Origin of the sequence: Actinomadura sp. B10D3, assembly GCF_039871695.1 — a bacterium.
GTDB classification, from domain to species: Bacteria; Actinomycetota; Actinomycetes; order Streptosporangiales; family Streptosporangiaceae; genus Spirillospora; species Spirillospora madurae.
This window is the reverse complement of record NZ_JBDPLY010000022.1, coordinates 131,771-154,822: the sequence shown is the minus strand read 5'-3', so window position 1 is coordinate 154,822 and position 23,052 is coordinate 131,771. Positions and strand designations below refer to the sequence as shown.

Sequence of the window (23,052 nt, the reverse complement as noted above, 5' to 3'; positions counted from 1 at the left end):
TTGCCCGCGACCTCCTCGCCGAACATCAACCAGGACTGTTCACCCTGAACCACAGCGAACACTGAAATTCGCCCCATCACCCAGCACAACACACAGACCAGCCGACCACTCTCAAAACTCCCTCTCAGCGCTCTCGCAGGGGACCTCGTGACCTTCGTCGTCTCACGCATCGTCCAAGGTGCGGCTGGTGCCGCGGTCATCGCGACGACGCTCGGTCTGATCGCTCAGGCGTACCCGAAGGGTCAGGCTCGTGTGCGGGCGACCGGTCTGTGGGGCGTGATGGTCGGCGCCGGGATCGCCGCCGGCCCCGTGATAGCGGGCGCGCTCTCGGCGTGGCGGTGGAACGCGTGCTACTGGCTCATTGCCCTCTCCGACGCTGGTCTCGCGATAGCGGGTGCACGCGGCTTGCACGAGTCCCGCGCGGAGGCCAAGCCCGGCGCTGACGTTCTGGGCGCGGCGGTGTGGACGGTCGCCTTGCTTGCGGCGATGACGGCACTGACCGAGAGCCGCAACGGCTGGACCGGGTCGCTCGTCGTCGTCCCCGCCGGTGTGAGCGCCGTGTGCCTCGCCGGCTTCGTCGTCCGGCAGCGCCGGGCGGCTCAGCCCTTGCTGGCCTTGCACCTTCTGCGTAGCCGGGGGTTTCTGGTGGCGACGTCCGGCGCGCTCGTCACCGGCATGTCGGTCATCGCGCTGATGAGCTATTTGCCGGCCCTGCTGCAGTCAGAGCTGGCGATGACCCCGCTGTCAGCGGCGCTGGTGCTGCTGGCGTGGTCGGCGACTTCGGCTGTGGCGGCTCTGCACATGAGCCGGCGGCCCCGCGCCATGGGTGCCACCCGCCAGCTGGTTCTCGGCCTGGTCGCCTGCGCGGCGGGGATGGCCGCACTGATGGGAACGCTGGGCTCCGGCCGGTGGGAATGGACCGCTCCCGGCCTGGTCGTCGCCGGCGTGGGCAGCGGGCTGGTCAACGCGGCCCTCCCCCGCCTCGCCGTCGACAGTGTTTCCGCAGCGCATGCCGCGATGGGCTCGGGCATCAACAACACCGCCCGCTACCTGGGGTCCGCGATCGGGTTCGCTCTCCTTGTGGGTGTGGTCGACCCCGGTGAGGCGCGGGACGCATCGCTCAACGTCAACGGCGGTGTCGTACTGGCGGTCGGCCTGGCGCTGGCCGGAGCCATGGGCATCCTGGGACTGGACCGGATGCGTTACCGACGCCACTGTGAGACGACCAGCACCGGGTCATGAGGGCAGAACGGTCGTTCGCCCCGGGCGCAGCCGCCCTCAGCGCGGCGCAGCCGACGTGAGCAGCCGCTCGACGGCCCGGGATCTGGTTCCAGCATGGCCGGCGCCGTCGTGTAGCAGACCCCATATATGTAGACAAGTCTTGTTTACGAGAAAATTCTACGCCACGGTGATGAAAGCTCGCCTCGCCTCGGTCGGTCCACTCTCGGACTCCTCCTCTGGCGTCCGAAGGCAACCCGCCGTCCAGAAGGCCCTCATGAAGAAATCGAAGTTCACCGGCGCGGCCGCTCGGTCGGTGACCGCTACCGCGGCCCGCTCAGCTGCTCATTCGCACTCCGCGCCCACCACGACGACACGTCGCCATCACGTTCTCTCCTACGTCAAGGAAGCAGTCACCGGCGACATGCCCCGGTGCCGCACTCAGCTGGACGTCAGTCCTCTTGCCGCTTTCCTCGACACCGCGCTGCGCGGCGTGAGCATGGTGGTCTTCGCGAGCAACCCGCTGACCGGGGTAGTCCTGCTGGCGGCGGTCACCCTCGCGTCGGCGTGGCTGGGCGTGACGGTCATGGTGGGAGTGTTCGCCGCGACCGCTGCAGCCAAGGCCCTTCGCCTGGAGCGCGACTCGTGCCGCCAGGGATTCTTCGGCTACAACGGGGCGATCACCGGCGCCGGGCTCGGCACGTTCCTGGCTCCGGAGTGGGACCTCGCCGCTCTGGCGCTGGTCGCGGTCGCCGCCGCGCTCACCGCCCCGGTCATGGCGGTGCTCCTCAGGGCGATGACGGACGTCTGGGGCGTCAGGCCCCTCACGCTGCCGTTCAACCTGGTCATGCTCGGATTCGTCGCCGCACTGGTCTCGGTCGAGCGCGGGCATGCCGGCCTCCTCATCGGTCACTCCTCCAAGCCAGTCGCGACAGCCGTCGACAGCACCCTGCGGTCGACGCCCGACGGTGGTGAGCTCGGCCTGGTGACGGGCGTCGCCGAAGCCGTCATCCACGGTGCCGGTCAGCTGTTCTTCCTGCCCGGCACCATGAGTGGCCTACTGGTCCTGCTGAGCCTGGCGCTGTGCTCCAGGCTGCTGGCATCGCTCGCGGTCCTCGGGTCGGTGACCGCTGTGGCGAGCGCGCAGGTAATCGGAGTCGACGGGTTCCTCACGCACTTCGGCCTGGTCGGGATGAACGGGCTTCTGGTGTGCCTGGCGGTGGGCGGCGTCTGCCTGCGGCCATCGGTCAGGTCGGTGGCTCTCGGTGTCGCGGGCGCAGCGCTCTCGCCGCTCGGGCTCGTCGCGCTCGCACCGCTCGTGGCGCTCTTCGGCATGCCCACCGCCATGTCCCTGCCGTTCTGCCTGATCGTCCCAGTACTGCTCCTGCTGCACGAGACGTCTCCCGCCCTGAAGCGAGCTTGAAATTCCCGTCGTGGCGCGCCTCTCGCGGCACGTACAAGAAGAAAGAAACGATGATGACGACCTCTGCGCTACCCGTCTCCCCGTCCCTGGGCGACCTCGTCTCTGCCTTTGCGGCGGGCACGGCGTCGCCCGTTGACTTCCTCGAGGGGGCGCTTGCGCGCATCGATCGCGACAACGGTCGGCTGCACGCCTTCGAGCACGTCGCGCGCGAGTCGGCTCGTGCCGAGGCACGTGCCTCGGCGGAGCGTTTCAGTCGCGGCGCGCACCGCGGCCCCCTCGACGGCATCCCGGTCGGCGTGAAGGATGTGCTGGCCGTGCGCGGCATGCCCCTCGGAGCCGGGTCGCCGACGTTGAAAGGGCAGATCGCATCCGCAGACTCCGCCGTGGTGGGCCGACTGCGACGAGCCGGCGCGGTGATCGTGGGGATCAACTCCTGCGATGAGTACGCCCTCAGCACGGTGGGCGCGTCGGCGGTCAACCCTGTTGATCCTGGACGGATCGCAGGCGGCTCCAGCGGTGGGTCGGCCGTGGCCGTGGCGGCGGGCATGTGCCCGGTCTCGATCGGCACCGACACCGGCGGCAGCATCCGGATCCCGGCCGCCTGCTGCGGCGTCGTGGGCTACAAGCCCTCCCGGGGCGTCCTCGACACCGAGGGCCTCATTCCGATGGCGGCGTCACTCGACCATCTGGGGGTGACCGCGCGCACCGCCGCGGACACAGCGATCGTCTACCGAACCCTCGCGAGCGGAACCGAGCACCGGCTCGAGAAAGTCGGTGGACTACGCCTGGGCGTCCCTCAGAACCTGGTCGGTGTCGCCGACGCCGAGGTGCAGGAGTCGTTCGCTGCGTTCCTGAGCAGGCTGGAGAACCTTGGGGTCCATGCGGTGCCGGTCGAACTTCCCTCGGTCGACACGGTTCGCGCGATCCACCACACCGTCGTGCCGGTGGAACTGGCCGCCTACCACCATGAGTCCAACCCGCACCTGGACCGATGTGGAGAGGTGCTGCGGATGGTGGTCGGGCTGGCGGACGGCATCAGCGGCGTCGACTATTTCCGTGCCCGCTCGGCGCGAGCCGATCTCGCGGCGCAAGTCGACTCGGCATTGGCAGGCGTCGACGCCCTTGTCATGCCGACCCTTCCCGTTCCGGTTCCCTCGACCGCTGCTCATGAGCTGACGGTTGACTCGCAGCTTGTCGATATCACTTCAGCGCTCGTTTCGTTCACAGCGCTGTTCAACCACACCGGCCACCCGGTCGCATCGCTCCCGGTTCCGGGAGCCGGCGCTGCCGCAGCGTCGGGAGCACAGATCGTCGGGCCGCTCGGCTCCGATGACGGCCTTCTCAGCATCGTCGTGGCGTTGGAGGACGCACTTCGCTGATGCCGGTCGGCGACCTTCGCCCCGGAGGGCCGCTGCAACGTTCGCAAGCGGCGAGGCGACCGAGGGCGGCTTGCCCGCGTTCTTCCTGGTCACGATCTTTGGCTTGGCGGCGATCGCCCGCGCCGGGGCGATCAGCGCGGTGTCAGCCGCCTATGTCTGGGCGGTCGGCCGCAACGGCGCTCAGCCGTCGGTCAGGCGCTGGAACGGGTCGGCGTGGAAGCTGCAGGGACGGCCCAGCCGTCCCCTAGAACGGCTGGGCCGAGTTCCATGTGTGGCGGCGCTGTCGGCGACGAACGTGTGGGCGGCCGGCGGGGTCGAGTACAGCTGCCGAGCGCTCGTGATCGAGGCGCATGCGGGCGGAGCGTCAACACCAGCATTGGGCGGCGCCGCCCTCCGGCCGGTTCGATGCGGCCCCTTCGTGCTCTCGCGCGTGGGCGCCGACCGTGCCACGGATGGCGTTGTCGATCCGGTAAATGTCGTCGACGAGGCTTTCCCAGTCTCGGTTGCCGTCCTCGTCCCACTGGAAGGGAAGCCGCCGCGGTTCCGAGTCGGCGGGCGCTTCGACGGCGGCCTCCAGTACGGTGCGCAGGATGTCGCGCTGCTGGTCGGTCCGGCCCGGCCGGCCCATGGGGCAGCCGAGGGGGAAGTCGAGGAACGTCGCGCGCGGCGGCTTCATCGCGAGTGCCGGCTTCAGCAGGGTCGTGGCGCTGATCGTGGGAAGCCCGAGCCTTTCGATCGCCCGGGCCAGAACGGCCGCGGACACATGGCATTGCGGGCAGAACGGCACGACCAGCACGAAGTCGGTCTGCATCCGCTGGAATTCCGCGACGATCTTCGGGGCGGTGACTTCCGCCAGTTCCGTGTACCTGCTGATCGAGCCGACGATCGACACCGCGTTCTCGGCATACTCGCCGATCATCCCCCAGGCTTCGAGTTCGAGCATGCGGTCCCGGGGATAGGCCACGTTCGGGTCGGCCTGCGCGAAAGCCCGCACGGGGGTCTTGTGCCCGAAGAGGACGGTGTCGAGATCGCGCTCACGGGGCAGGAGGCGGTAGGACAAGTCGTTCGTCTCGGCCATCGGCTCCTGGTCGGGGAAGTAGGCGCCGCAGGTGACGAGCAGCCCGACGGTGGCCGTTTCCAGCTCCACGGTCAAGGGGGCCAGCGCAGGCGGTGGAAGCTCGGGCGTCTCCAGCGGGCCGATGCCCAGGACGTCGGTGAGAAGGCGGTCCACATCGTAGCCCGCCTGTTCGGTGTTCAGGTTCGTGCCCATGGTTCGGCTCCTTCGGACTGCTCGTGCCGGTCAGCTGACGGTTCTCTGATCGAAGTCGCTTCTTTTCAGGTCGGCTGGATCGCCGGGTGTGCCCCAGCCGCGCGCCCGCACGGCCCCCGTGAGGGCTTCGAGCGCCGCCGGGTTCACCAGACCGTCGTGACCGGTCACGGACTCGGCGGCGGCGCCCATGAGGATCCGCTTGGTCGGGAGCTCCAGCTTCTTTCCCGATGACGTGCGCGGCAGATCGGCGACGGCGATGATGTCGTCGGGCACGTGGCGGGGCGAGCAGCCGTCGCGGATCGCCGTGGCGATCCGCGTGCGCAGCGAATCGTCGAGCCGTGTGCCGTCTGCCAGGACGGCGAACAGCAGGATCACGCCGGACGTGCCCGTATGGGGCAGGTCGATGGCCATCGAGTCGGCGATCTGGCCGAGTGGACGCAGTGCCTGGTAGATCTCGGCGGTACCGATCCGGACGCCGCCGCGGTTGATCGTCGCGTCGCTGCGTCCGCTGATGATGCCCGTGTTCCGTTCGGTGAGTCTCAGCCAGTCACCGTGCGTCCAGACGCCAGGGAAGCGTGTGAAGTAGGAGTCACGCAGGCGCCGTCCAGACGGATCGTCCCAGAACGCGATCGGCATCGACGGCATCGGCTGGGCGACGACGAGCTCACCGACCTCGCCGGTCCGCGCCGTGCCGTCTTCGGCGTAGGAACGCAGGTCCACGCCGAGTGCGGGCGGACCGATCTCCCCTCGGTACACCGGCACCGTGGGCGCCGGGCCGAGGAAGGGCGTGACGATGTCCGTCCCCCCGCTCATGGAGAACAGCCAGGTGCTGGACGGAAAGGTCTCGTAGACCCAGTCGTAGGACTCGGGAGCCAGGGGCGAACCGGTCGATCCGATGGCCCGGAGCGCGGACAGATCTCGCCCCTCGGGCGGACGGATTCCCGATCGCATGCAGGCGTCCAGGTAGGCGGGGCTCGTCCCGAAGATGGTGATACCGGTGCTCTCCGCCAGATCCCAGAGGACCTCCCCACCGGGATGGCCGTCGTAGAGCACCACCGACGCGTCCGCGAGGAGGGCGCCGGCGAGGATGTTCCACATCACCCACCCCGTCGTGGTGTACCAGAAGACGCGGTCGTGGGGACGGACACCGAGCTGGAGCACCATGGTCTTGAGGAGTTCCAGCAGCACGCCGCCCTGACCGTGCACGATCGCCTTGGGCGGTCCGGTCGTGCCGGAGCTGTAGAGCACCCACAGCGGGTGGTCGAACGGGACGGTCTCGAACTCCGGGACCGCGTCGTCCGGGCCGATGAACTCCGGGTCCCAGCCGGTGCCGTCGAGATACCCGAGCCGGACGTGGGCGGCGCCGACCCGGTGGGCGATCCGCCGGCTTCTGGCGTCCCGGTCGATGACGTTTCCCTTGTGGCGGTAGCCGTCGGCGGCGAGCAGCACGACCGGTTCGGTCTGGGCGAACCGTGCGATGACCGCCTCGGCGCCGAACTCGGGGGCGGCGGCCGTCCAGACCGCCCCGAGCGCGGTCGTCGCGAGGAACGCGGCCAGCGTTTCGGGGGCGTTGGGCAGGTACGCGGCGACCCGGTCCCCGGGGCGGACGCCGAGGCGCCGCAGCCCGGCCTGGACCCGGCCGGTCTCGCGGTAGAGATCGGCCCAGGTCCAGGCGCCGCCCGGACGAGACTCGGATGCGTGGCGGACCGCGACCTTGCCCGGGTCGCGCCCGGCGAACACGTGCTCGGCGAACGAGAGGCGCCCGCCCGGGAACCATCGCGCTCCCGGCATGGCCCTCGAACCGAGCACCTGGGCTGGACGCTCGGCCCAGCGCACACCGAGGAAGTCCGCCGCAATCGTCCAGAAGCCCTCCAGATCCCGCACCGACCAGCGCCACAGGTCCTGATACTCCGGGCCTTGCCCGGCGGCACGGGCGAATCGGGCGATCGCGCTTTCGCTCAGCTGCTCCGCCGTCGGCGTCCACATCGGCGTGCCCGGCACCGGGCTCATTTGATCACCAGGCCGCTCAGCGGTGCCCCGGACGCCCCGGTCAGCGGCAGCGGCGCGGCCACGAACAGGAACTCGTACGCGCCATCCGCGGCACAATGCTCCGACAGCCGCTCCAGATCGAAGATCTCGCCCAGGGCGAGGCCCATATGGACGAGCGCGACCGAATGCAGGGGCTGAATATGGTCGATCTCGTTGGGCCGGACCTCCACGCCCCAGGTGTCGGTCGCAACCGCCGCGACCTCTTTCGCGTGCAGCCAGGGGGCGGTGTGCAGGGACAGCCCGGGCGCCGGGCCGCCCGCGTAGTCCTCCCACCGGCCGCGCCGTGCCCCCATGAAGCCCGTTCGGACCAGCAGCGCGTCGCCGCGGCGGATCTCCACCCCGGCCGAGTCGGCCGCCGCCTGCAGTTCCTCGGCCGTGATCGCATGGCCCGGCTCCAGGCTCTCCACTCCGTGCCGGCGAGCGACGTCGAGCAGGACACCGCGCATCACGAACCGGTCGACACCCTTCTCGACGCCGTTTCGGGTCGCTCCCGTCGCGGTCACCAAGTCGGGCGAACGGCCGTTGTACATCTGCCCTTCGAAGAAGATGTGCGACAGCGAATCCCACTGCGTGCCGGACTGCGTCGGCAGGATGACCACGTCATCGGAATAGCCGAACCCACGTGCCGGACCCCAGGGGGTCTGGTCCTGCGCGCCCGCCAGATAGTCGGTACCGGATGCCGTGACCATCAACTGGGGGTTCTGCCGGAACCCGCCGTCCTGGCAGCCCCGCTCGTCATAGGGAAGGCTGACCGGAATGACCTCGCCGCGCCGCACCAGTGCGGCGGCGGCGCGGACCTGCTCGGGCCCGACGAAGTTCAGCGTGCCGATCTCGTCGTCATCGCCCCACCGGCCCCAGTTGCTGCACTGCTCGATGTAGTCGTGCAGGATCCGGGTATCCGCGTCGGGCTTCGTCGCGATCGGGCCGGAAACGGCGGTGCGGGGCTTGGCGGTCGGAGACATGAAAGGTGCTCCCTGGACGGCGGAATCGGTTTCGGCTGGGACGCTCGGCCTGCGGTCAGACCGGCGCGGGCGTCCACAGGCCCTTGTCGGGGTCGTTGAACATCGCGGGGATCATGGCGTCCGTGATCAGGCCGCCGGTGCCCCACTGGTCGGCCTCTTCCGGGGTCGCCTTGAACACCCGGGGTTCCCAGTTCTCGTCGTCCTCGATCCTCTCCAGCTCGGTGGTGTACTCCACGACGTTGCCGTTGGGATCGAGGAAGTAGGTGAAGGTGTTGTCGCCTGCACCGTGCCGGCCGGGTCCCCACAGGGGTGTGCGGCCGGAGCGGATGAGCCGGCCGCTGCCGCGCATGTACTCGTCGAGGCCGCGCATCTCGAAGGAGATGTGGTTGAGCGATGTGTGCGGCCCCCGGCCGATGGCCAGGATGTGGTGGGCCGTGCGGGTACGCAGGAAGCACATGTCGTCTTCCAGCCAGTCCGAGAGCCGGAACCCCAGGAGTGATTCGTAGAACGCCTTGGTCTTGGTGACGTTCGTACTGTTGATCACCACGTGGCTGAGGCTCTGCGGAATCGACTCGCGTGGTTCCAGCGGGCGCGCCCGGCGTTCTTCGACATCGCTGGACAGCTCGACCAGCCGGCCGTCGGGGTCGAAGAAGCGCATGCCGTAGCCGCCGCCGGGGGTGGTGAGGCGGCCCGGTTCGCTATCGATCCGCACGCCTGCCCGGGCCAAGCGCTCGGTCGTCGCGTCGACGGCCGCGGCGCTCTCGGCCGCGAAGGCGATGAGGTCCAGGCGCTTGTCCTGGGCCCGTCGCACGCGAAGGATGTACTGCTCGGGGCTGGCCTCGGCCGCGAAGAACGTGACGTCGCCGTCGTCGGCGACCGGCGTCAGCCCCCAGAGCGTGCGGTTGAACTCGACGGCGGCCGCGTAATCGGGCACGGCGATCCCGACATGGCGCAGATGTGTGATCGGCGACCTTGGTATTGAAGGCAGTGCGGACACGAGATCAACTCCTCAAGGCATGAGAAATGGAGCCGGTGCGATGGCCGGATGGCGGTCGCGGTGCGGAATCAGCCGGCGGAGCCGGCCGGGCGGCACATGGCGGATCAGAACGGCTGGTTGAGCGCGCTCTCGACCTTGCCAAGGCGCTCGGGAATCCCCGTGCGCATCTGGATGACGGCGCTGGAAAGCCGATCGGCCGTCAACGACGTCTCCTCGGCTTCGATGGCTCCGGAGACCTTCTGCACGAGGGACACTCGCTCGAACCGCCGTTTCATCAAGGCGGCCAGTGAGTCTTCGATGGGCCGGGGCACCTCGCACTCTTCGGCGAGCGCCACTGCGTCCTCAACCGCCATCGCGGCGCCCTGCGCCAGATGCGGGGCGCAGGCATGGGCGGCGTCGCCGAGGAGGACCACTCGTCCGCGATACCAGGGATCCGGCAGCCACACTTCCGAGATGGGGCTGTAAACGACGGTGGCGGAAGGCGAGATGCGATCGCGCAGCTCACCGATGAGGCCGCCATATCCGGCGAGGCGTTCGACGAGCATCCGGGGAAAGTCGGCGGGGTCGTGACGCGGATTGCCCGGCTCGAGGGAAACCAGCAGCAGGTACATGAGCTCCTCGGACAACGGAACCAGGCCCGCCTTCGTCTGGTCGCCCAGGAACAGCTTGAAGTCGGTGAGTTCCGGGGGCCGGGGCATCGTCACGCGCCAGACGGCACTACCGGTGAAGACCGGATCGTACTTTTCGGAGAAAAGATGCCCGCGGAGCGGCGAGCGTATGCCGTCGAAGCCGACGACGAGGTCGTAGTCGGCGCGCGAGCCATCGGTGAGCGTTACGCTGACTCCGGACTCGCTTTCGTCCAGCTCACTCCAGGTCACGCCATAAGCGATCTTCGCGCCCCAGCGTAGTGCCGCCGAGGACAGAATCTCGTGAAGAACGGGCCGGCCGAGCGCGTTGAAGGACGGCACATCCGTCCCGAGTACCGATGGGTACGGCGTTATCAGTTCTCCCTGCCAGTCATAAAAGCTGTTCTGCGCGAATTGGAATCCCGCCGCCAGGACCTCGTCCAGCAGCCCGAGGGAGCGAACCGCGCGCAGCGCATTGGCCGGCTGGATGATCCCGACCCCGTGGACCTCGGTGTCGGGCCTGATTTCGACCACGTCCACTTTCACGCCGCGCCGGGCGAAGGCAACGGCCGCGGCGAGCCCGCCAATCCCTGCTCCGACGACCAGGACACGCTCTACCTGCATCGCTTCCACCACCTCGTTACTCGGATGCTTCGCCGCAGAAGCTAACCCCGCGAACAGGATCGGCAGAAGTAGTTGGTATCGATGGTGGGCATCGATCCGGTCGATAACAGCGCCGCCGTAGACGTATCGGCTTCTCCTGCTTTCCGGTCACGAGCAGTACGCTGAGACGGCCGCCCGCCGGCGATCGAAGGGTCTTCGGCGCGATCGGTGTCATCGTGCGAGCGAAGGTCCGGACGGGCGCGCCGGGGAGGATTGCCATGGGGTTGGCCGGGGTCGACCTGAACCTGATGGTGGCGTTGGAGGCGTTGCTGTCAGAGCGGAACGTGACCCGCGCGGCGGAGCGGACCTCGGTCGGACAGCCCGCGATGAGCGCCTCGCTGGCCCGGCTGCGCAAGCACTTCATGGACCCGCTGCTGGTGCGTGAGGGCCGGCTGCTCGTCCTGACCCCGCTGGCGGAGTCCTTGATCGGGCCCGTCCGGGACGCGCTGAACGCCGCCGAGGTCGTCATGGGCCGCTCGGCCGCCTTCGACCCGACCCGGGACGAGCGCACGTTCACGGTGATGGCCAGCGACTACACCACGCTCGTCCTGCTCCGGCCGCTGCTGGGCGACCTCGCGTCCGAGGCGCCGAGCGTCCGGCTGAACATCGTCCCGGTGAGCGCCAACTTCGGCGACCTGCTCAGGAAAGGGCAGGCCGACATGCTGATCATGCCTGCCGAAACGGTCGGCCACGGCTTCGCCTTCCCGCACAGGCCGCTCTTCACCGACCGGTTCGTGCTGACCGCACATCAGGACAACACCCAGGTCCCGGACAGGGTCACGATCGACGAGCTCGTGAACCTGTCCTTCGTAACCTTCAGCGGCGGGCCGCTGCCCGCGATCCTGCAGACCCAGCTCGAGGCGCTGGGGGTCCGGTTGCATGTCGAGATCACCACTCAGGGTTTCGTGATCGCACCGTTCCTGCTCGCCGGCACTCCCCTGGTCAGCTTCGTTCACGAAAGACTGGCCCGGAACGTCGCGGCTGCCGCCGGAATCCGGTTCGTGGAGCACCCGCTGCCGCTACAGCCTGTCCACGAGGCGCTCTACTGGAACCCGCGTCACACCGAGGACCTCGCGCACAGGTGGCTACGCGAGCGGATCGTCACCCTGGTCGGCCAGCTGTAGCCGCGCCATGCGCGGCACCCACTGAGCATCCCGGCCGCCGGGCCGCGCGGCCCCTTTGCGGCAGCGGTATCGACACCATCGATCGCCCTCATCAATAGGAATCATTTCCGGGTCCGGCCTCGTGGTGCATAACGTCCTTACGACATCCCGCCGTGACCATCCGCGGCAGTCACCAGGCAGGCGGCCGCCCTATCGGCTGCGGCATGAACAGGAGAACAGCGGTGTTCGAGATATTCCCCGGAAACTACGTGTGGAATCTGTCGGTCAACATCGCACTGAACACCGGAGCACACATCACCGAGGTGACCGAGGCCTGTGCTCCGGTTCTGGAGGCGTCCCTGGACGGCGAGGACGCGGGCACCGAGCTTTTCTTCCAGTCTTGGACGGCCTTGGCCGACCGCCTCGTCGGACTCGCCGAAGAGGCCCAGGCCTCCGGACATTCACTGTCCGCGGGCGCCAAGTATCACCGGGCCTCGGTTTACTACTTGACGGCCGAAAGGCTGCAAAGCCGGAACTACGCCCCCCGCCGGGACGCCTACCGGAAAATGCTCGACTCCTTCGACAAGGGCATCGCCCTCGGCCGGCAGAACTGCGAACGAGTCGAGATCCCCTACGCCGACACCAGCCTGCCTGCCCTGTTCGTGCGCGCCGAAGGGGTCACCGGTCAGGCTCCGTGCATGGTGCATTACAACGGCCTGGACAGCACCAAAGAGATGATCTACGGATCGGGCATCTCCCATGAACTGGCCCGTCGGGGCATCTCCACGCTCATCGTCGACCACCCCGGCACCGGGGAGGCGCTCCGGCTACGTGGTCTGACCGGACGTCACGACAGCGAGCGTTGGTCGTCCGCCTGCGTCGACTGGCTGGAGACCCGCGAGGACGTCGATCCCGCACGCATCGGCGTGATGGGGTGGTCGCTGGGCGGCTACTACGCCCCCCGCGCTGCCGCGTTCGAGCGGCGTTTCAGCCTTTGCGTCGCCTGGGGCGCGAACTACAACTGGGGGGAACTCCAGAAGCGCAGGCTGGCCCGCGAAGGGGACCGGCCCGTCCCCCACTACTGGGACCACGTGCAGTGGGTGTTCGGCAAGAGCACCATCGAGGAATTCATGGAATTCGCTCCGTCGATGAGCCTTGTCGGCGTCACCGAGGAGATCAGGGTCCCCTTCTTGACCACGCACGGCGCAGGTGATCGGCAGATCCCACGGGAGTACGCCATCGCCCAGTACGAGACCGCGGTCAACAGCCCCAAGCGCGAACTCAAGTGGTTCACCGAGCGCGAAGGAGGCGTCGAGCACGTCAGCGCCGACAACATGCCCGCCGCCACCGGTTACATCGCCGACTGGATCGCCGACACGATCTGAACGTGCACCCCGGGCACCACTCCTGCCGGTGCCCCGCCGGAATCGCCGTCGGGCCGCCACCGCGCCACGCGGTGGCACGACCGCGGGTGCGCATCTGGTGTACCGGCATTTCGCTCTCTCGGCAGCACCGGACCCGGCGCCGGACGGCACCGAAGAGGCGTGACCGTGTAGATCCGCCCTGGTCGTTGCGGTCACGGACGCGGTGAAGGGTCGAGGTCGTGGAGAATTCCTGCCGCCCATGGGTCCGCGCCATCAACGGCTGTTTCCGGAGGTGGGTCCTCGGAGCGGATCTCGTGACCCAGGCGCGCGGAAAGCTCCCCAGCGACGGACGCGACCGGAACCGCCTCCGGACCCGTGATCGTGTAGGCCCGGCCGCGGTGCTCCTCCGGCGCGAGGAGCGCGCGATCTCGTCCGGCGGGAGCCGCGCCCCGACGACCGCCGCGCGCGGGAGATCGTCCGTACCCCGAACGGGACCGCGCTCTACGCCGCCTTCGAGGAGTCCTTCGCGTTCGCCCGGTCCGCCATCGCCAACCTGAGCGCTCCCGAACGGGACCAACTGGCCGCCCTGCTCCGGAAGGCACTCACCGGAGAAATCGCCGGTCACGTCCGGCGGGACCTGAGCGGCGCGGGCCTCCATCTGGATCGGGCATTCGGCGACACGCGGCGGACGGACCATCTCGGAAGGCTCGGGCATGAGCCCGGCGGCCTCGCTGGGCGCAAGGTTGGCCGAGCCGTCCTCGTTTTCGGTGCTCAACAAAACGACCGGGGTCCCGAGTACAAGATGCTCGGTGCAATAGACACATGGTCCGCAGCCGCCTCAGCTCGGATCCCGCCGTTTAGACTTCCGGCTGGGAGGTGCGATGGCGGTCCAGGTGTCCGGCGGGCTGGGTATGGCTGACGCGTTGGTTCGGCTGTCGCATGTGGTGCAGCACGTGTTCGCCGACGTCGCTCGGGAGCACGGCCTCACCTCACAGCAACTGCAACTGCTGTGCATGCTGCTGGCCGAGCCGCTTGGGATGACCGAGTTGAGCCGGTTGATGCATCTGGAGAGGTCCAGCATGACCGGCCTGGTGGATCGGGTGGAAAAGCGAGGACTGGTCGCCCGGGTGGCCGATCCGGCCGACCGGCGGGCCTGGCGCGTCGCGTTGACCGAGGACGGAACCAGGCTCGCCGACGTCGCCCACGACGATGTCGTCGCAAAGCTGGATTCGATGACGGGACGGCTGGAGCGGGACGACCGGGATCGGCTGGCATCCGCGGTCGCGCTGATCCTCACCGAGCACGGCTTCGCCCGGTCAGCCACCGTGACGTGAAAGCGGCTCGACGAGCATCTCCTCTTCGTAGGCCAAGTGGGCGAGCAACGCCTCGGTGAGCAGGTTGATCGCCGTCCGGAGTTCGCCTGGGTCGTGCGCGAGCGCTCGATCGACGCGTTCCAAGATCGCTTGGATGGTGCGGTGTTCCCTTTCCAAGCGATCCAGTACCCGCGCCAGGCTCGGGTCTGCGCGGCGCAGGTGCGGGAACATCACGGTGTCTTCCCGGGTGTGATGCTGAAGAAGCACCTGGCAGTGCGATCGGCAAAAGAGGTCGAATTGGCGGCGCAGGGACAGCGTGGCCTGTTGCGCTGTTCCCTGGTTGGAAGCGGGGGTTCTGCCCTCCGCCCTGGTCAGGAGCACATGTAGTTCCCGCAGTTGGCGGCGCAGATAGTCGTGCGCTTGGACTAGGTGTCGTCCATCGGGGAAGCGCTCGTCCCTGATCGCCGGGTCAGGCATGGCTGCTCACTGAGCGTTCGGCTTCGACCAGTTGCCTGACTGCCGGCGCCGTCTCCGTCGCGAGCCGCCGGATCTGGTTCACATCGTCGGTCATCAAGGTGAAGACGCTGATGCCGTGGTCGAGGGCTAGTTCCGCCAGCAGCTCAGCAGGGGCCCACTGCCCCAGGTTGAGCAAGCGGTGGATGTCCCGGGGGGAACGTCCAGCCTCGGTCGCGGCGTCGTCGATCACAGCGTTGCCCTGGGCCAGCGCGCCCGGGTGCCGGAGGCGCGGCAGTGAAGGCAGCCATCCGTCCGCGACCCGCCCGACCAGGCGGAGCATGCGCGGCTTGTACGCGCCGACCCAGATGCCGACGTCATGGGCGGGACGCGGACCGCGGGCCAGGCCGCTCACGCGGTAATGCCGTCCGTCAACGCGAATCGGGCCCGGAGAGCGGGTGTCCCAGGACGCCCGGATGATCTGGATGGCCTCCTCCAGTGCCTGGACGGCCTCGCTCGGGGGCCGGCGCGGTCCGCCCATGGCGGTGATGGCGTCCCAGAACCCGCCCGCGCCCAGGGCAAGTTCCAGTCGGCCACCGCTGAGCAGGTCCAGGGTCGCCGCCGCCTGCGCGAGTACCGCCGGCGGACGAAGCGGGATCGGGTGGACGTTGCCCGCCAGGTGGATGCGGCTGGTGGCGGCGGCGACAAAGCCGAGCAGCGTCCAGGTGTCCAGAAATGCGGGCTGGTACGGGTGGTCCTGGAAGGTGACCAAGTCCAGACCCGCGGATTCGGCCTGCTGAGCAAGGGCGACGACCTCGGCCGGGGCGTGCGCGGCCGGGATGATGTTGGCAGCGAAGCGGAGGCGGTGTCCATAGTCAGGCATACTCGCTCCCTACGACGTCGCGGGCCCGGTAGGTGTCCTCGATGGTCGGGCCTTTGTGCAGTCCCCAGCTGATGATTCGCTCAGGAATCAGGCGAATACGGGCCACCTGGCCGGGGATTGCCTCGGCTCGGCCCCGGATCTCGATCCCGCGAGGCCACCAGGGCGGGAGGACGTCATCGATGACCAGGGCCGCGCGGCCGGTGGCGGCCACATCGCGGAACTTCTTGGACCGGGCGAGGTTGCGGCCACGGATCTCGATGAGGGTCGCCCCCGGGTCGAGCGACCAGCCGACGGGGGCCACGTGCGGGTTGCCGTCCGGCCCGACCGTGGCGAGCCGCCCGAGCAGACGCACGTCGGCATTGCGGAGGTAGTCGAGCTCGGCCGTGCTGAAGACGCTCATGGTCGGTCTCACTTCGTGGTCTGCGGTTGTTCCGGTCGGACGGCGCCGGAGACCGGGTCGGCGGCGACGGTCCGGCGGCGGACGGCAAGGAATGCGGCCGCGATACCGGCGGCGCCGGTGGCCGTCGCGAGCCAGAACAGCGTGGTGTAGGTGGAGTCGGGGGTCGCACCGCGCGGGGCACGCCCCGAGGCGATCACAGCCGCCGCCACCGCGGTGCCGACAGCGCTGCCCACGGTGCGGGCGATGTTGTTCAGGCCATTGGCGGTACCAGTGCGCTCCAGCGGCACGATGTCGGCGATCAGCTTGGGCAGCACGCCGATGACCAGGCCGGTTCCGATACCGACGACGGCGTAGAACACCACGTGCTGCCATTTGCGGTCGTGCGCCGAAGCCAAGAGCACCGACCCGGCGGTGATGAGCGCGAACCCGCCTGCGATCGGCCAGCGGGGCCCCAGTGCCGAGGTGAGCCGTCCGACCGCCATCCCGGCGGGGATCACGGCGAGCGCTCCCGTCAGCATCAGCAGGCCTGCCTCGGTGACCGAGGCACCGAACCCGACGCCGGTGCCCCCGGGCCGCTGCTGCGCGTACAGCGGCAGCGCAAGATAGAAGAAATAGGAGCCGGTGCCGAACAGGAACGCCGCCAGGTGCGTCATCAGCATCGGCCGATCGGTCAGTTCGGTGACGTCGATGAGAGCATCGCGCCTGGCCCGCTCGACCCCGACGAGTGCGGCGAACAGCAGCACCCCGAGCACCAGAAGCCCCAGCACCCGCCCGGACGACCAGCCCCACGCGGGCCCCTTGGCCAGCGCGAGCAGGATCGCGACCAGGCTCCCGCCCAGCAGGACGGTGCCCGGCAGGTCGATCCCGCCCGCGGCGATGCGCCGGTCAGCGGGGACCCACAGCGCCGCCAGCACCAGACTGACCAGCGCGAGAGCGGCACCGAGGACGAACAGCCAGCGCCAGGACAGATGGTCGGCGAGCAGCCCGCCAACGATCAGCCCGGCGCCCGCCCCGGCGCCGACGACGCCCGACACCAGCCCCATCGCGAACGGCAGCCGCTGGGGCGGCAGCGCCTCCCGCAGGACCGCCATCGCCAGCGGAACCACCGCCAGCGCCGCCCCCTGAAGGACCCGCGCGGTGACCAGCTGCCCGATATTCTGCGATGCGGCCGCGCCGGCCATCCCGAGCGCATAGACCGCCAGCACCGCCAGGATCACCCGGCGCTTGCCGTACTGGTCGCCGAGCCGTCCCAGCAGCGGAGTCAGTACCGCGCTGGACAGCAAGAACGCGGTGAGGATCCAGGCCGCTGTGGCGGGCGTGGTGTGCAGGCCCGTCTCCAGCACCTTCAGCGCCGGAACCACCACGGTCTGCATCAGCGCATATCCGAACACCGCGACCACCAGCGCGACCAGGGTCCCGGTCCCGCCCGTCCCGGTGGGTTCGTCCGCGCGCACGGCACTCATCGCGCACCACCGCGCATCAGTTGCTCGACCATCGGTCCCTCATTATTCGTAGTACGAAATGTACGCAGTACGAAGTACTTTAGTTCCTACTACGAACTATCGTCAACGGGAGTCGCGATGCCCGCGCCGCCGGACCAGCCCCAACTCGCCGCCCTCGTGCGCATCTCGCATTTGGTGCGGCACGCCCTGGCCCAGGCCGGCCAGGACCAAGGCCTCACTTCGCGACAGGTCGACCTGCTGCTGTTGCTCCACGGTGACGGCCCGACCGGCATGGCCGAGCTCAGATGGGCGCTACGCGCGGGAAAGTCTGGTTTCTCGGAACTCATCGACCGCGCCGAACGCAAGGACCTGGTCACCCGCACCGGCGCACCAGCCGATCGACGTGCCTGCCAGATCGAGCTCACCGAGGCTGGTTCCCGGCTGGCGGCACTGTCCCAGCAGAACGTCGCCACACGTCTGGAGGCGCTGACCGACATGCTGTGCCCCGCCGACAAGCGCTGCGTAGCCTCATTGATCGCACAGCTCATCGCCGCAGACGACGAGCCCCCAACGAGCGATTGATCCGCCGAACCCCGCGCCAGCAGCAAACGCCTCCGGCTGAAAGCACCGGTCGCCGGTTACAGGCTGGCACCATTGGCGGCGTCCGCTGGCCTCCCGGTCGCCGTGCAGAACACCAGCCCGTTGTCCTTGCCATGCCTTCCCCGCCTTGAGGCGTTGCTCGGCCTGGCGGGTGTGATGCCTGCGCAGGGCGTCCACGGCCTGGCTCGGCAACTGCAGCGTCCGGCGGGGCGGTGATCAGTGGGTCGGTCGCGGCTGTGATCTGCGCCGGCGGTATGCGGCCACCTTGTGCCGGCTCAGGCAGGTCGACGAGCAGAAGCGCCGCCGGCCGGCCGGTGATTCGTCCGCGTACACGTCCACGCAGTTCGAACCATGGCACGTCCCGAGGCGGGTTTGATCGTGGTTCCCGAGCCAGTCCAGCAGGGACGTCCCCAACGCAGCGGGGAGGATCGCGCTCGCCGTCTCGACCGTCCAGCGCAGGCCCGACTCGGACGCGACGGGTGTGGGACGGGCGGTTCGCAGAAGGCCGTTCAACTCCTCGAAAGCGCGCCCGTCGTGTGCGGCGGAGAACACGCCGAAGGTCGCGTTCGCGGCCGCGGTGAGTTCGCTGGTCGTCGGAAGGGGCGCACGATCGGGCCACTCCAGGAGGTCGGCCGCCTCGGCGTAGGGCATCTCCTGTTCGCCCGCGGCCGCGCGCGGCCGGTCGGCGTACTCGTTCACGAACTCGACGACGCGGCTCATGTCGAGCACAGGTACGGCAAGCACGAGCACAGTGTAACTCTTACTGGACCGCCATCGGGTTACATCGATGGTAACCTTCACTTTCGTGTCTATGGGTTACACATGGGTGGACCTCAGCGTACTGCCCGCCTTCATCGCCGCGGTCGCCGTCTTCTTGCTGGCGCCTGGGCCCGACATGCTCTTCATGGTCGCCACGGGACTGCGAGACGGCCGGAGAGGCGCGACCCGAGCGGCCTTCGGCATCACCGCGGGAGTCAGCGTCTACGTCGTCCTCACCGCTCTCGGCCTCGGCGTGTTCTTCGAGGCCGTGCCCGGCGCCGGCGACGTGATCCAGGTCGGCGGCGCCGCGTATCTCGCCTATCTCGCGTGGACGACCTGGAAGGCCGGCAGGTCGCCGCTGGAGGCTTCGACCGCCGATTCCGCGAACGTGTTCCGGCGCGGCTTCATGGTAAACATCGCCAACCCGAAGATCATGCTGTTCTTCGCCGCGTTCCTGCCGCAGTTCCTCGGCGACGCCACCGAGAAGCCCGTCCTCCAACTCCTGATGCTGGGCCTGATCCTGCAGCTACTGGGCCTGCTCGCCGATCTCGCCATCGGATACGCGGCAGGTGCCGTCCGCGACCGGGTGCTGCGTCGCACCAGAGCCCGGAAGCTTCTGCAGCGGTTGTCGGCAGGCGTCTACGGAGTGCTCGCGACGGTCTTGCTCGCCGATGCCGTCCACTGAGGACACCGCGCCCCTGATCAGCGCAGGCCCCGCCATCGTCGGCCCAGGGCGGCCCGACTGCGGTCACGGGATCTGCTTCGTGAGGTCCTCGATGAGTGTCGGGCGGCTCGGGCGCCAGCCGAGCGCCTCTCGCGTCCGCGCGCTGCTGATCACCTGGTCCAAGGCCAGCCACCGGGCGGCGGGCGTGCCGACGTAGCGGCGATTCCGTACTCGCGTGCCCAGCCGGTCATTTGCGCGGGGATTCCGCCGCCGCACCCGTACACGATGGCCGGCCGGATCACCACCGTACGGACGCGGTCGGCGGCGGACAGCAGCGCCCTTTCGACCTGGGCGCGTGGTGCGTCGCCCTGTGGAGGGTCCTCGGAGAAGGGTGTTTCGCCCACCGCCCCCATCCACCAGATACCGCTGGTGTAGATCAGCGGAACGCCCGGTTCGAGCAGTGCGGCGATCGATGCCAGGTCTACCTCGACGTCCCCGCTGGGGTTGCCGGCGTGGACGATGACGTCCGGGCTCGCGGTGCCGACCGCACGGGGTGTCCACCCGAGGCGAGCGACTCGGCGACGGCCGAACCGATGTATCCGGTCGTGCCGATGACCATCACCTTCATCAGGAACTCCGGCCGGTCGGAGAATCGTCGAGTATCGCGGAGCGCAGCACGTCCAGGCCGACGCTGCCCACGTCCAGGGCCCTGCGATGGAATCGCTTGAGATCGAACGCGGCGCCTTCCGCACTGCGGACCTCGTCCCGCAGGCTCCACGACGACCCCCGAGCCCGCGACCTCGGTCGCCACGGTGTCGGTGAACCGCATCAGCGCTCCTTTGAAGACGCAGTAGGCGGCCGAGGTGTCCCCGCCCCGCGCCCCTTGCAGGCTGTTGATGTTGATGATGTACCCGCGGCCCCGCCGCACCATGGCCGGCAGGACGCGCCTGGTGTAGAGCGCCGGGCCTCGGACGTTGGCCGCGCAGCCGGTCAACCGGCACATCTTCGCCATCACCCGGCACGGCGGCGACCGCCACCCCGCGGTCAGCGTGATCCTCGACCACCTCCGAACGGCCACTCAGCGGTTCGATGACCACGTCCGGAAGGGCGATCACGACGCCTCTTAGCCACGTCAAGGCCACCCGGCGAGTGTCACGGTGCGGCTCCGACGTGGCGGGCGCCCCTGAGTGGGCGTTCTCCGCTGTCGGGCTTCCGCTGCTCGACCAACGGTCGGCGAGGGCCAGGACGAGCGTGCTGTCCAGGATGAGGCAGCCCGCCCCGTACGGCAGGGCGCCGGCACCGGCCAGCACAGGGAAGACCAGGGGGCTGGCGGCCATCTCCGCGAAGCCTGCTGTCAGCACGGTCCGGCTGGGAAATCGGTCGGCGAGGCGAGCGTGAGGCCGCGGAGGTGGGCGAACTCACGTGCGGCCCCGGCGACCTGCCGATCGCCAAGTCCACGCTCTCCGCCCCTTGGCGAGTGCTCCGCGAAGCCGGCCTCATACACGCCCGCGTCGACGGGGTACGGCGGTGGGTCGCACTGCGCCGCGAGGAGCTGGGCACCCGCCCCCCGGCTTGCTCGATTCTGGTCTGCCAGGCGCCGGCCCTGCCGGATGGCGCCCTGGCTCAAGGGCATCGAGAGGACGCATCGAGCCGGACCCGACAGCCGGCACCACTACCTGCCGGGCTATCGAGTGAGTTCCTGCGCGGCTCCCAGTTCGAAGTCGAGCCGGTTCTTGGTGATCTCGGGTTGGTGTTCCTGAACCCAGCGGACGACACCGTCGATGGACTCACTGAACGATCGCCCCAGGGACGTGAGGGAGTATTCCACGCGCGGCGGAGCTTCGGCGTAGACCGTCCTCGTCACCAGGCCGTCCTTGGTCAGGAGCCGCAGTGTCTGGCTGAGCATCCGCGCAGAGACACCGGCCAACCGCTTGTGCAGGGCGCCGAACCGCAGCGGCTCGGATGCGAGCGCGTTGATCACCAGGACGGTCCATCTGTCGCCTACGCGGGCGAGCACGTCACGCGTGAGCACGATGGTCTCTATGCATTCCGGGGTGATCCCCTGGTCCCCCAGATGGGAGCGGAGGGCCGCGTCCATGCGATGCTTCCTTCTGCGTAAGTAAGTGATGGAAAGTGCGTGACCTCCTTTGGATTAATCTCGGAGACCGCGCCGTTACCTCCTGATAGTACTTGTGCCAGGAGGAGACGTTATGACCGAGACAGCCGACCAGGCGGCGCGGGGAACCCGCAACGCACCCACCGAGCAGGTTCCCGGGGACGTCCGGCACGACACGTTCACGGTGTCGCTGCAGCTCCCCGCCCCTCCCGGCGACGTGTTCCGCGCCTTCGCCGACTCCGGCGTCCGGCGGCGATGGGTCAAGCTTCCCGGCAGCGAAACGGCATACGCACACGAATTCAGGGTCGGCGGGGGTGAGACCGCACGCAGCGCCTTCCCAAATCGCAAGGCTCCGCAAGAGCACCTCAAGTATGAGTCGAACTATATCGACATCATTCCAGACGGCCGAATCGTCTATGTCTACAAGGCTTACGTCGACGATATTCTGCGCTGGACTTCGCTCGTGACAATCGAGCTTCGCGTCCAGGACGAGGGGACGGAACTGTCCTGGACCGAACAGGCAGCGTTCGTCAGACCGACGAGCGATGGTGACGACGATCTGCGGCATCTCCGCGGAGGCACACGCCTGCGGTTGAACGGTCTGGTAGCGGCACTCGACGTGCAGCCCCGCCCCTGAGCCATTAATCAGCGGACAGTGCCCTCAACGCGCTGGTCCCGTTCGGTCTTGTTGCCGCCTTCCCGGATGCCGTTCCACGCGGCGTAACCCTTCGCGACGAAGCCCGCCACGCCCGCCGCTTCGGCGGCGGCCAGCAGATGGCCGGTCCCCTGGGGTGCGCCAGCCGGTCGTCTGTGCCTCGGCGGGCCGCCTTGACCGCTGCGCAGTGATGTAACTACTTTGGTTACGTCAGGAGGCGCCCAGTGAGCGCGAACAGCCGGTTCACCGTCGCGATCCACATCCTGTCGTGGATGGCACTGGTGGCCCGCAACGGCGAGGACGTGGTGACCTCGGACCGGATCGCGGGAAGCGTGAACACGAATCCCGTGGTGATCCGGCGCACCCTCGGCCGGCTGCGCGAGGCCGGGCTCGTGCAGTCCCAGCGGGGGAACGGGGCGGGCTGGAGCCTGACCAGGCCGGCCGCGTCGACCTTGCTGCTGGACGTCTACGAGGCGATGGAACCGGGCGAGCTGTTCAGGTTGCATTCAACCCTCCCGAACCAGGAATGCCCGGTGGGGAGGGGCATCCAGCCCGCGCTCCGCCGGGTGTACGGCGATGTCGACGAAGCGGTGAGGCGACGACTGGCGGGCACCTCGATCGAGGACGTGCTGGCCGAGACGCTGAGCAACGCCGACTGAGGTCACCAGGGCCCGCCGCGGCGGGCCCGTTCTCATGGCCTCAATCGTAACTGG

The 23,052-nt window shown here is 68.8% G+C and carries 21 protein-coding genes; 10 read left to right on the top strand and 11 right to left on the bottom strand.

All coding sequences use genetic code 11. The features are described from left to right. Positions 1-66: 66 nt before the first annotated feature. From ABGB11_RS28790 to ABGB11_RS28780, 3 genes are all read left to right on the top strand, one after another. The gene (locus ABGB11_RS28790; RefSeq protein ID WP_347637751.1) at positions 67-1,242 is read left to right on the top strand and encodes an MFS transporter; all 1,176 of its coding nucleotides are present in this window, start codon (positions 67-69) and stop codon (positions 1,240-1,242) included. 253 nt (positions 1,243-1,495) lie between these two features. Next, the gene (locus ABGB11_RS28785; RefSeq protein WP_347637741.1) at positions 1,496-2,641 is read left to right on the top strand and encodes an urea transporter; all 1,146 of its coding nucleotides are present in this window, start codon (positions 1,496-1,498) and stop codon (positions 2,639-2,641) included. Continuing rightward, positions 2,638-4,020, top strand: a complete 1,383-nt coding sequence (locus tag ABGB11_RS28780) for an amidase (RefSeq protein ID WP_347637739.1) — start codon at positions 2,638-2,640, stop codon at positions 4,018-4,020. The genes ABGB11_RS28785 and ABGB11_RS28780 overlap by 4 nt, the downstream gene beginning before the upstream one ends. Before the next feature lie 364 nt (positions 4,021-4,384). Here ABGB11_RS28780 and ABGB11_RS28775 read toward each other — a convergent pair whose 3' ends face one another. The 5 genes from ABGB11_RS28775 to ABGB11_RS28755 form a co-directional block, all read right to left on the bottom strand. Further along, positions 4,385-5,290, bottom strand: a complete 906-nt coding sequence (locus ABGB11_RS28775) for a hypothetical protein (RefSeq protein WP_347637737.1) — start codon at positions 5,288-5,290, stop codon at positions 4,385-4,387. A gap of 30 nt (positions 5,291-5,320) precedes the next feature. Beyond that, a complete protein-coding gene (locus ABGB11_RS28770) occupies positions 5,321-7,300 on the bottom strand; it encodes an acetoacetate--CoA ligase (protein ID WP_347637735.1) in 1,980 nt (659 codons plus the stop codon). Next, positions 7,297-8,301 carry a cyclase family protein gene (locus ABGB11_RS28765; protein ID WP_347637733.1) on the bottom strand — a complete coding sequence of 335 codons (1,005 nt, stop codon included), beginning with the start codon at positions 8,299-8,301 and terminating at the stop codon, positions 7,297-7,299. Before ABGB11_RS28765 ends, ABGB11_RS28770 begins: the two co-directional genes overlap by 4 nt. Positions 8,302-8,356: 55 nt before the next feature. Then, positions 8,357-9,298 (bottom strand): VOC family protein, encoded by a 942-nt coding sequence (locus ABGB11_RS28760; RefSeq protein WP_347637731.1) that lies wholly within the window; start codon positions 9,296-9,298, stop codon positions 8,357-8,359. Positions 9,299-9,402: 104 nt separating this feature from the next. After that, entirely contained in the window at positions 9,403-10,548 is a 1,146-nt protein-coding gene (locus tag ABGB11_RS28755) for an FAD-dependent monooxygenase (RefSeq protein WP_347637749.1), read from the bottom strand. 257 nt (positions 10,549-10,805) lie between these two features. Between ABGB11_RS28755 and ABGB11_RS28750 the strand changes: the two genes are divergently transcribed. From ABGB11_RS28750 to ABGB11_RS28740, 3 genes are all read left to right on the top strand, one after another. Next, positions 10,806-11,711, top strand: a complete 906-nt coding sequence (locus ABGB11_RS28750) for a LysR substrate-binding domain-containing protein (protein WP_347637729.1) — start codon at positions 10,806-10,808, stop codon at positions 11,709-11,711. A 221-nt stretch (positions 11,712-11,932) separates the two neighbouring features. Then, entirely contained in the window at positions 11,933-13,075 is a 1,143-nt protein-coding gene (locus ABGB11_RS28745; RefSeq protein ID WP_347637727.1) for an alpha/beta fold hydrolase, read from the top strand. Positions 13,076-13,935: 860 nt separating this feature from the next. Beyond that, a complete protein-coding gene (locus tag ABGB11_RS28740; RefSeq protein WP_347637725.1) occupies positions 13,936-14,388 on the top strand; it encodes a MarR family transcriptional regulator in 453 nt (150 codons plus the stop codon). Here the strand turns inward: ABGB11_RS28740 and ABGB11_RS28735 are convergent. The 4 genes from ABGB11_RS28735 to ABGB11_RS28720 are packed head-to-tail and all read right to left on the bottom strand — an operon-like array spanning position 14,371 to position 17,566. Beyond that, complete coding sequence (locus ABGB11_RS28735) at positions 14,371-14,844, bottom strand: hemerythrin domain-containing protein (protein WP_347637723.1); 474 nt, start codon at positions 14,842-14,844, stop codon at positions 14,371-14,373. The genes ABGB11_RS28740 and ABGB11_RS28735 overlap by 18 nt on opposite strands. Next, positions 14,837-15,703, bottom strand: coding sequence for an LLM class flavin-dependent oxidoreductase (locus ABGB11_RS28730; protein ID WP_347637721.1), 867 nt, complete (start codon positions 15,701-15,703; stop codon positions 14,837-14,839). Before ABGB11_RS28730 ends, ABGB11_RS28735 begins: the two co-directional genes overlap by 8 nt. Continuing rightward, positions 15,696-16,103 (bottom strand): PPOX class F420-dependent oxidoreductase, encoded by a 408-nt coding sequence (locus ABGB11_RS28725; RefSeq protein WP_347637720.1) that lies wholly within the window; start codon positions 16,101-16,103, stop codon positions 15,696-15,698. Before ABGB11_RS28725 ends, ABGB11_RS28730 begins: the two co-directional genes overlap by 8 nt. A gap of 8 nt (positions 16,104-16,111) precedes the next feature. Then, positions 16,112-17,566 (bottom strand): MFS transporter, encoded by a 1,455-nt coding sequence (locus ABGB11_RS28720; RefSeq protein ID WP_347637718.1) that lies wholly within the window; start codon positions 17,564-17,566, stop codon positions 16,112-16,114. A gap of 117 nt (positions 17,567-17,683) precedes the next feature. On the opposite strand from ABGB11_RS28720, the gene ABGB11_RS28715 reads away from it, so the two are divergent. After that, positions 17,684-18,127 (top strand): MarR family winged helix-turn-helix transcriptional regulator, encoded by a 444-nt coding sequence (locus ABGB11_RS28715; protein ID WP_347637716.1) that lies wholly within the window; start codon positions 17,684-17,686, stop codon positions 18,125-18,127. A gap of 234 nt (positions 18,128-18,361) precedes the next feature. Here ABGB11_RS28715 and ABGB11_RS28710 read toward each other — a convergent pair whose 3' ends face one another. Continuing rightward, on the bottom strand, positions 18,362-18,889 hold the full coding sequence (locus ABGB11_RS28710) for a CGNR zinc finger domain-containing protein (protein ID WP_347637714.1): 528 nt from the start codon (positions 18,887-18,889) through the stop codon (positions 18,362-18,364). A 67-nt stretch (positions 18,890-18,956) separates the two neighbouring features. Here ABGB11_RS28710 and ABGB11_RS28705 point away from each other — a divergent pair, with 67 nt between their 5' ends. Beyond that, positions 18,957-19,589 carry a LysE family translocator gene (locus tag ABGB11_RS28705; protein WP_347637712.1) on the top strand — a complete coding sequence of 211 codons (633 nt, stop codon included), beginning with the start codon at positions 18,957-18,959 and terminating at the stop codon, positions 19,587-19,589. Positions 19,590-21,252: 1,663 nt separating this feature from the next. On the opposite strand, the gene ABGB11_RS28700 is transcribed toward ABGB11_RS28705, so the two are convergent. After that, the gene (locus ABGB11_RS28700) at positions 21,253-21,666 is read right to left on the bottom strand and encodes a helix-turn-helix domain-containing protein (RefSeq protein ID WP_347637710.1); all 414 of its coding nucleotides are present in this window, start codon (positions 21,664-21,666) and stop codon (positions 21,253-21,255) included. 112 nt (positions 21,667-21,778) lie between these two features. Between ABGB11_RS28700 and ABGB11_RS28695 the strand changes: the two genes are divergently transcribed. Both ABGB11_RS28695 and ABGB11_RS28690 read left to right on the top strand, forming a co-directional pair. Further along, positions 21,779-22,321, top strand: a complete 543-nt coding sequence (locus ABGB11_RS28695; RefSeq protein WP_347637708.1) for an SRPBCC domain-containing protein — start codon at positions 21,779-21,781, stop codon at positions 22,319-22,321. Between the two features lie 242 nt (positions 22,322-22,563). Beyond that, positions 22,564-22,998: an Rrf2 family transcriptional regulator gene (locus ABGB11_RS28690; protein ID WP_347637706.1), complete on the top strand. Its 435-nt coding sequence runs from the start codon at positions 22,564-22,566 to the stop codon at positions 22,996-22,998. The last annotated feature ends 54 nt before the right edge of the window (positions 22,999-23,052 follow it).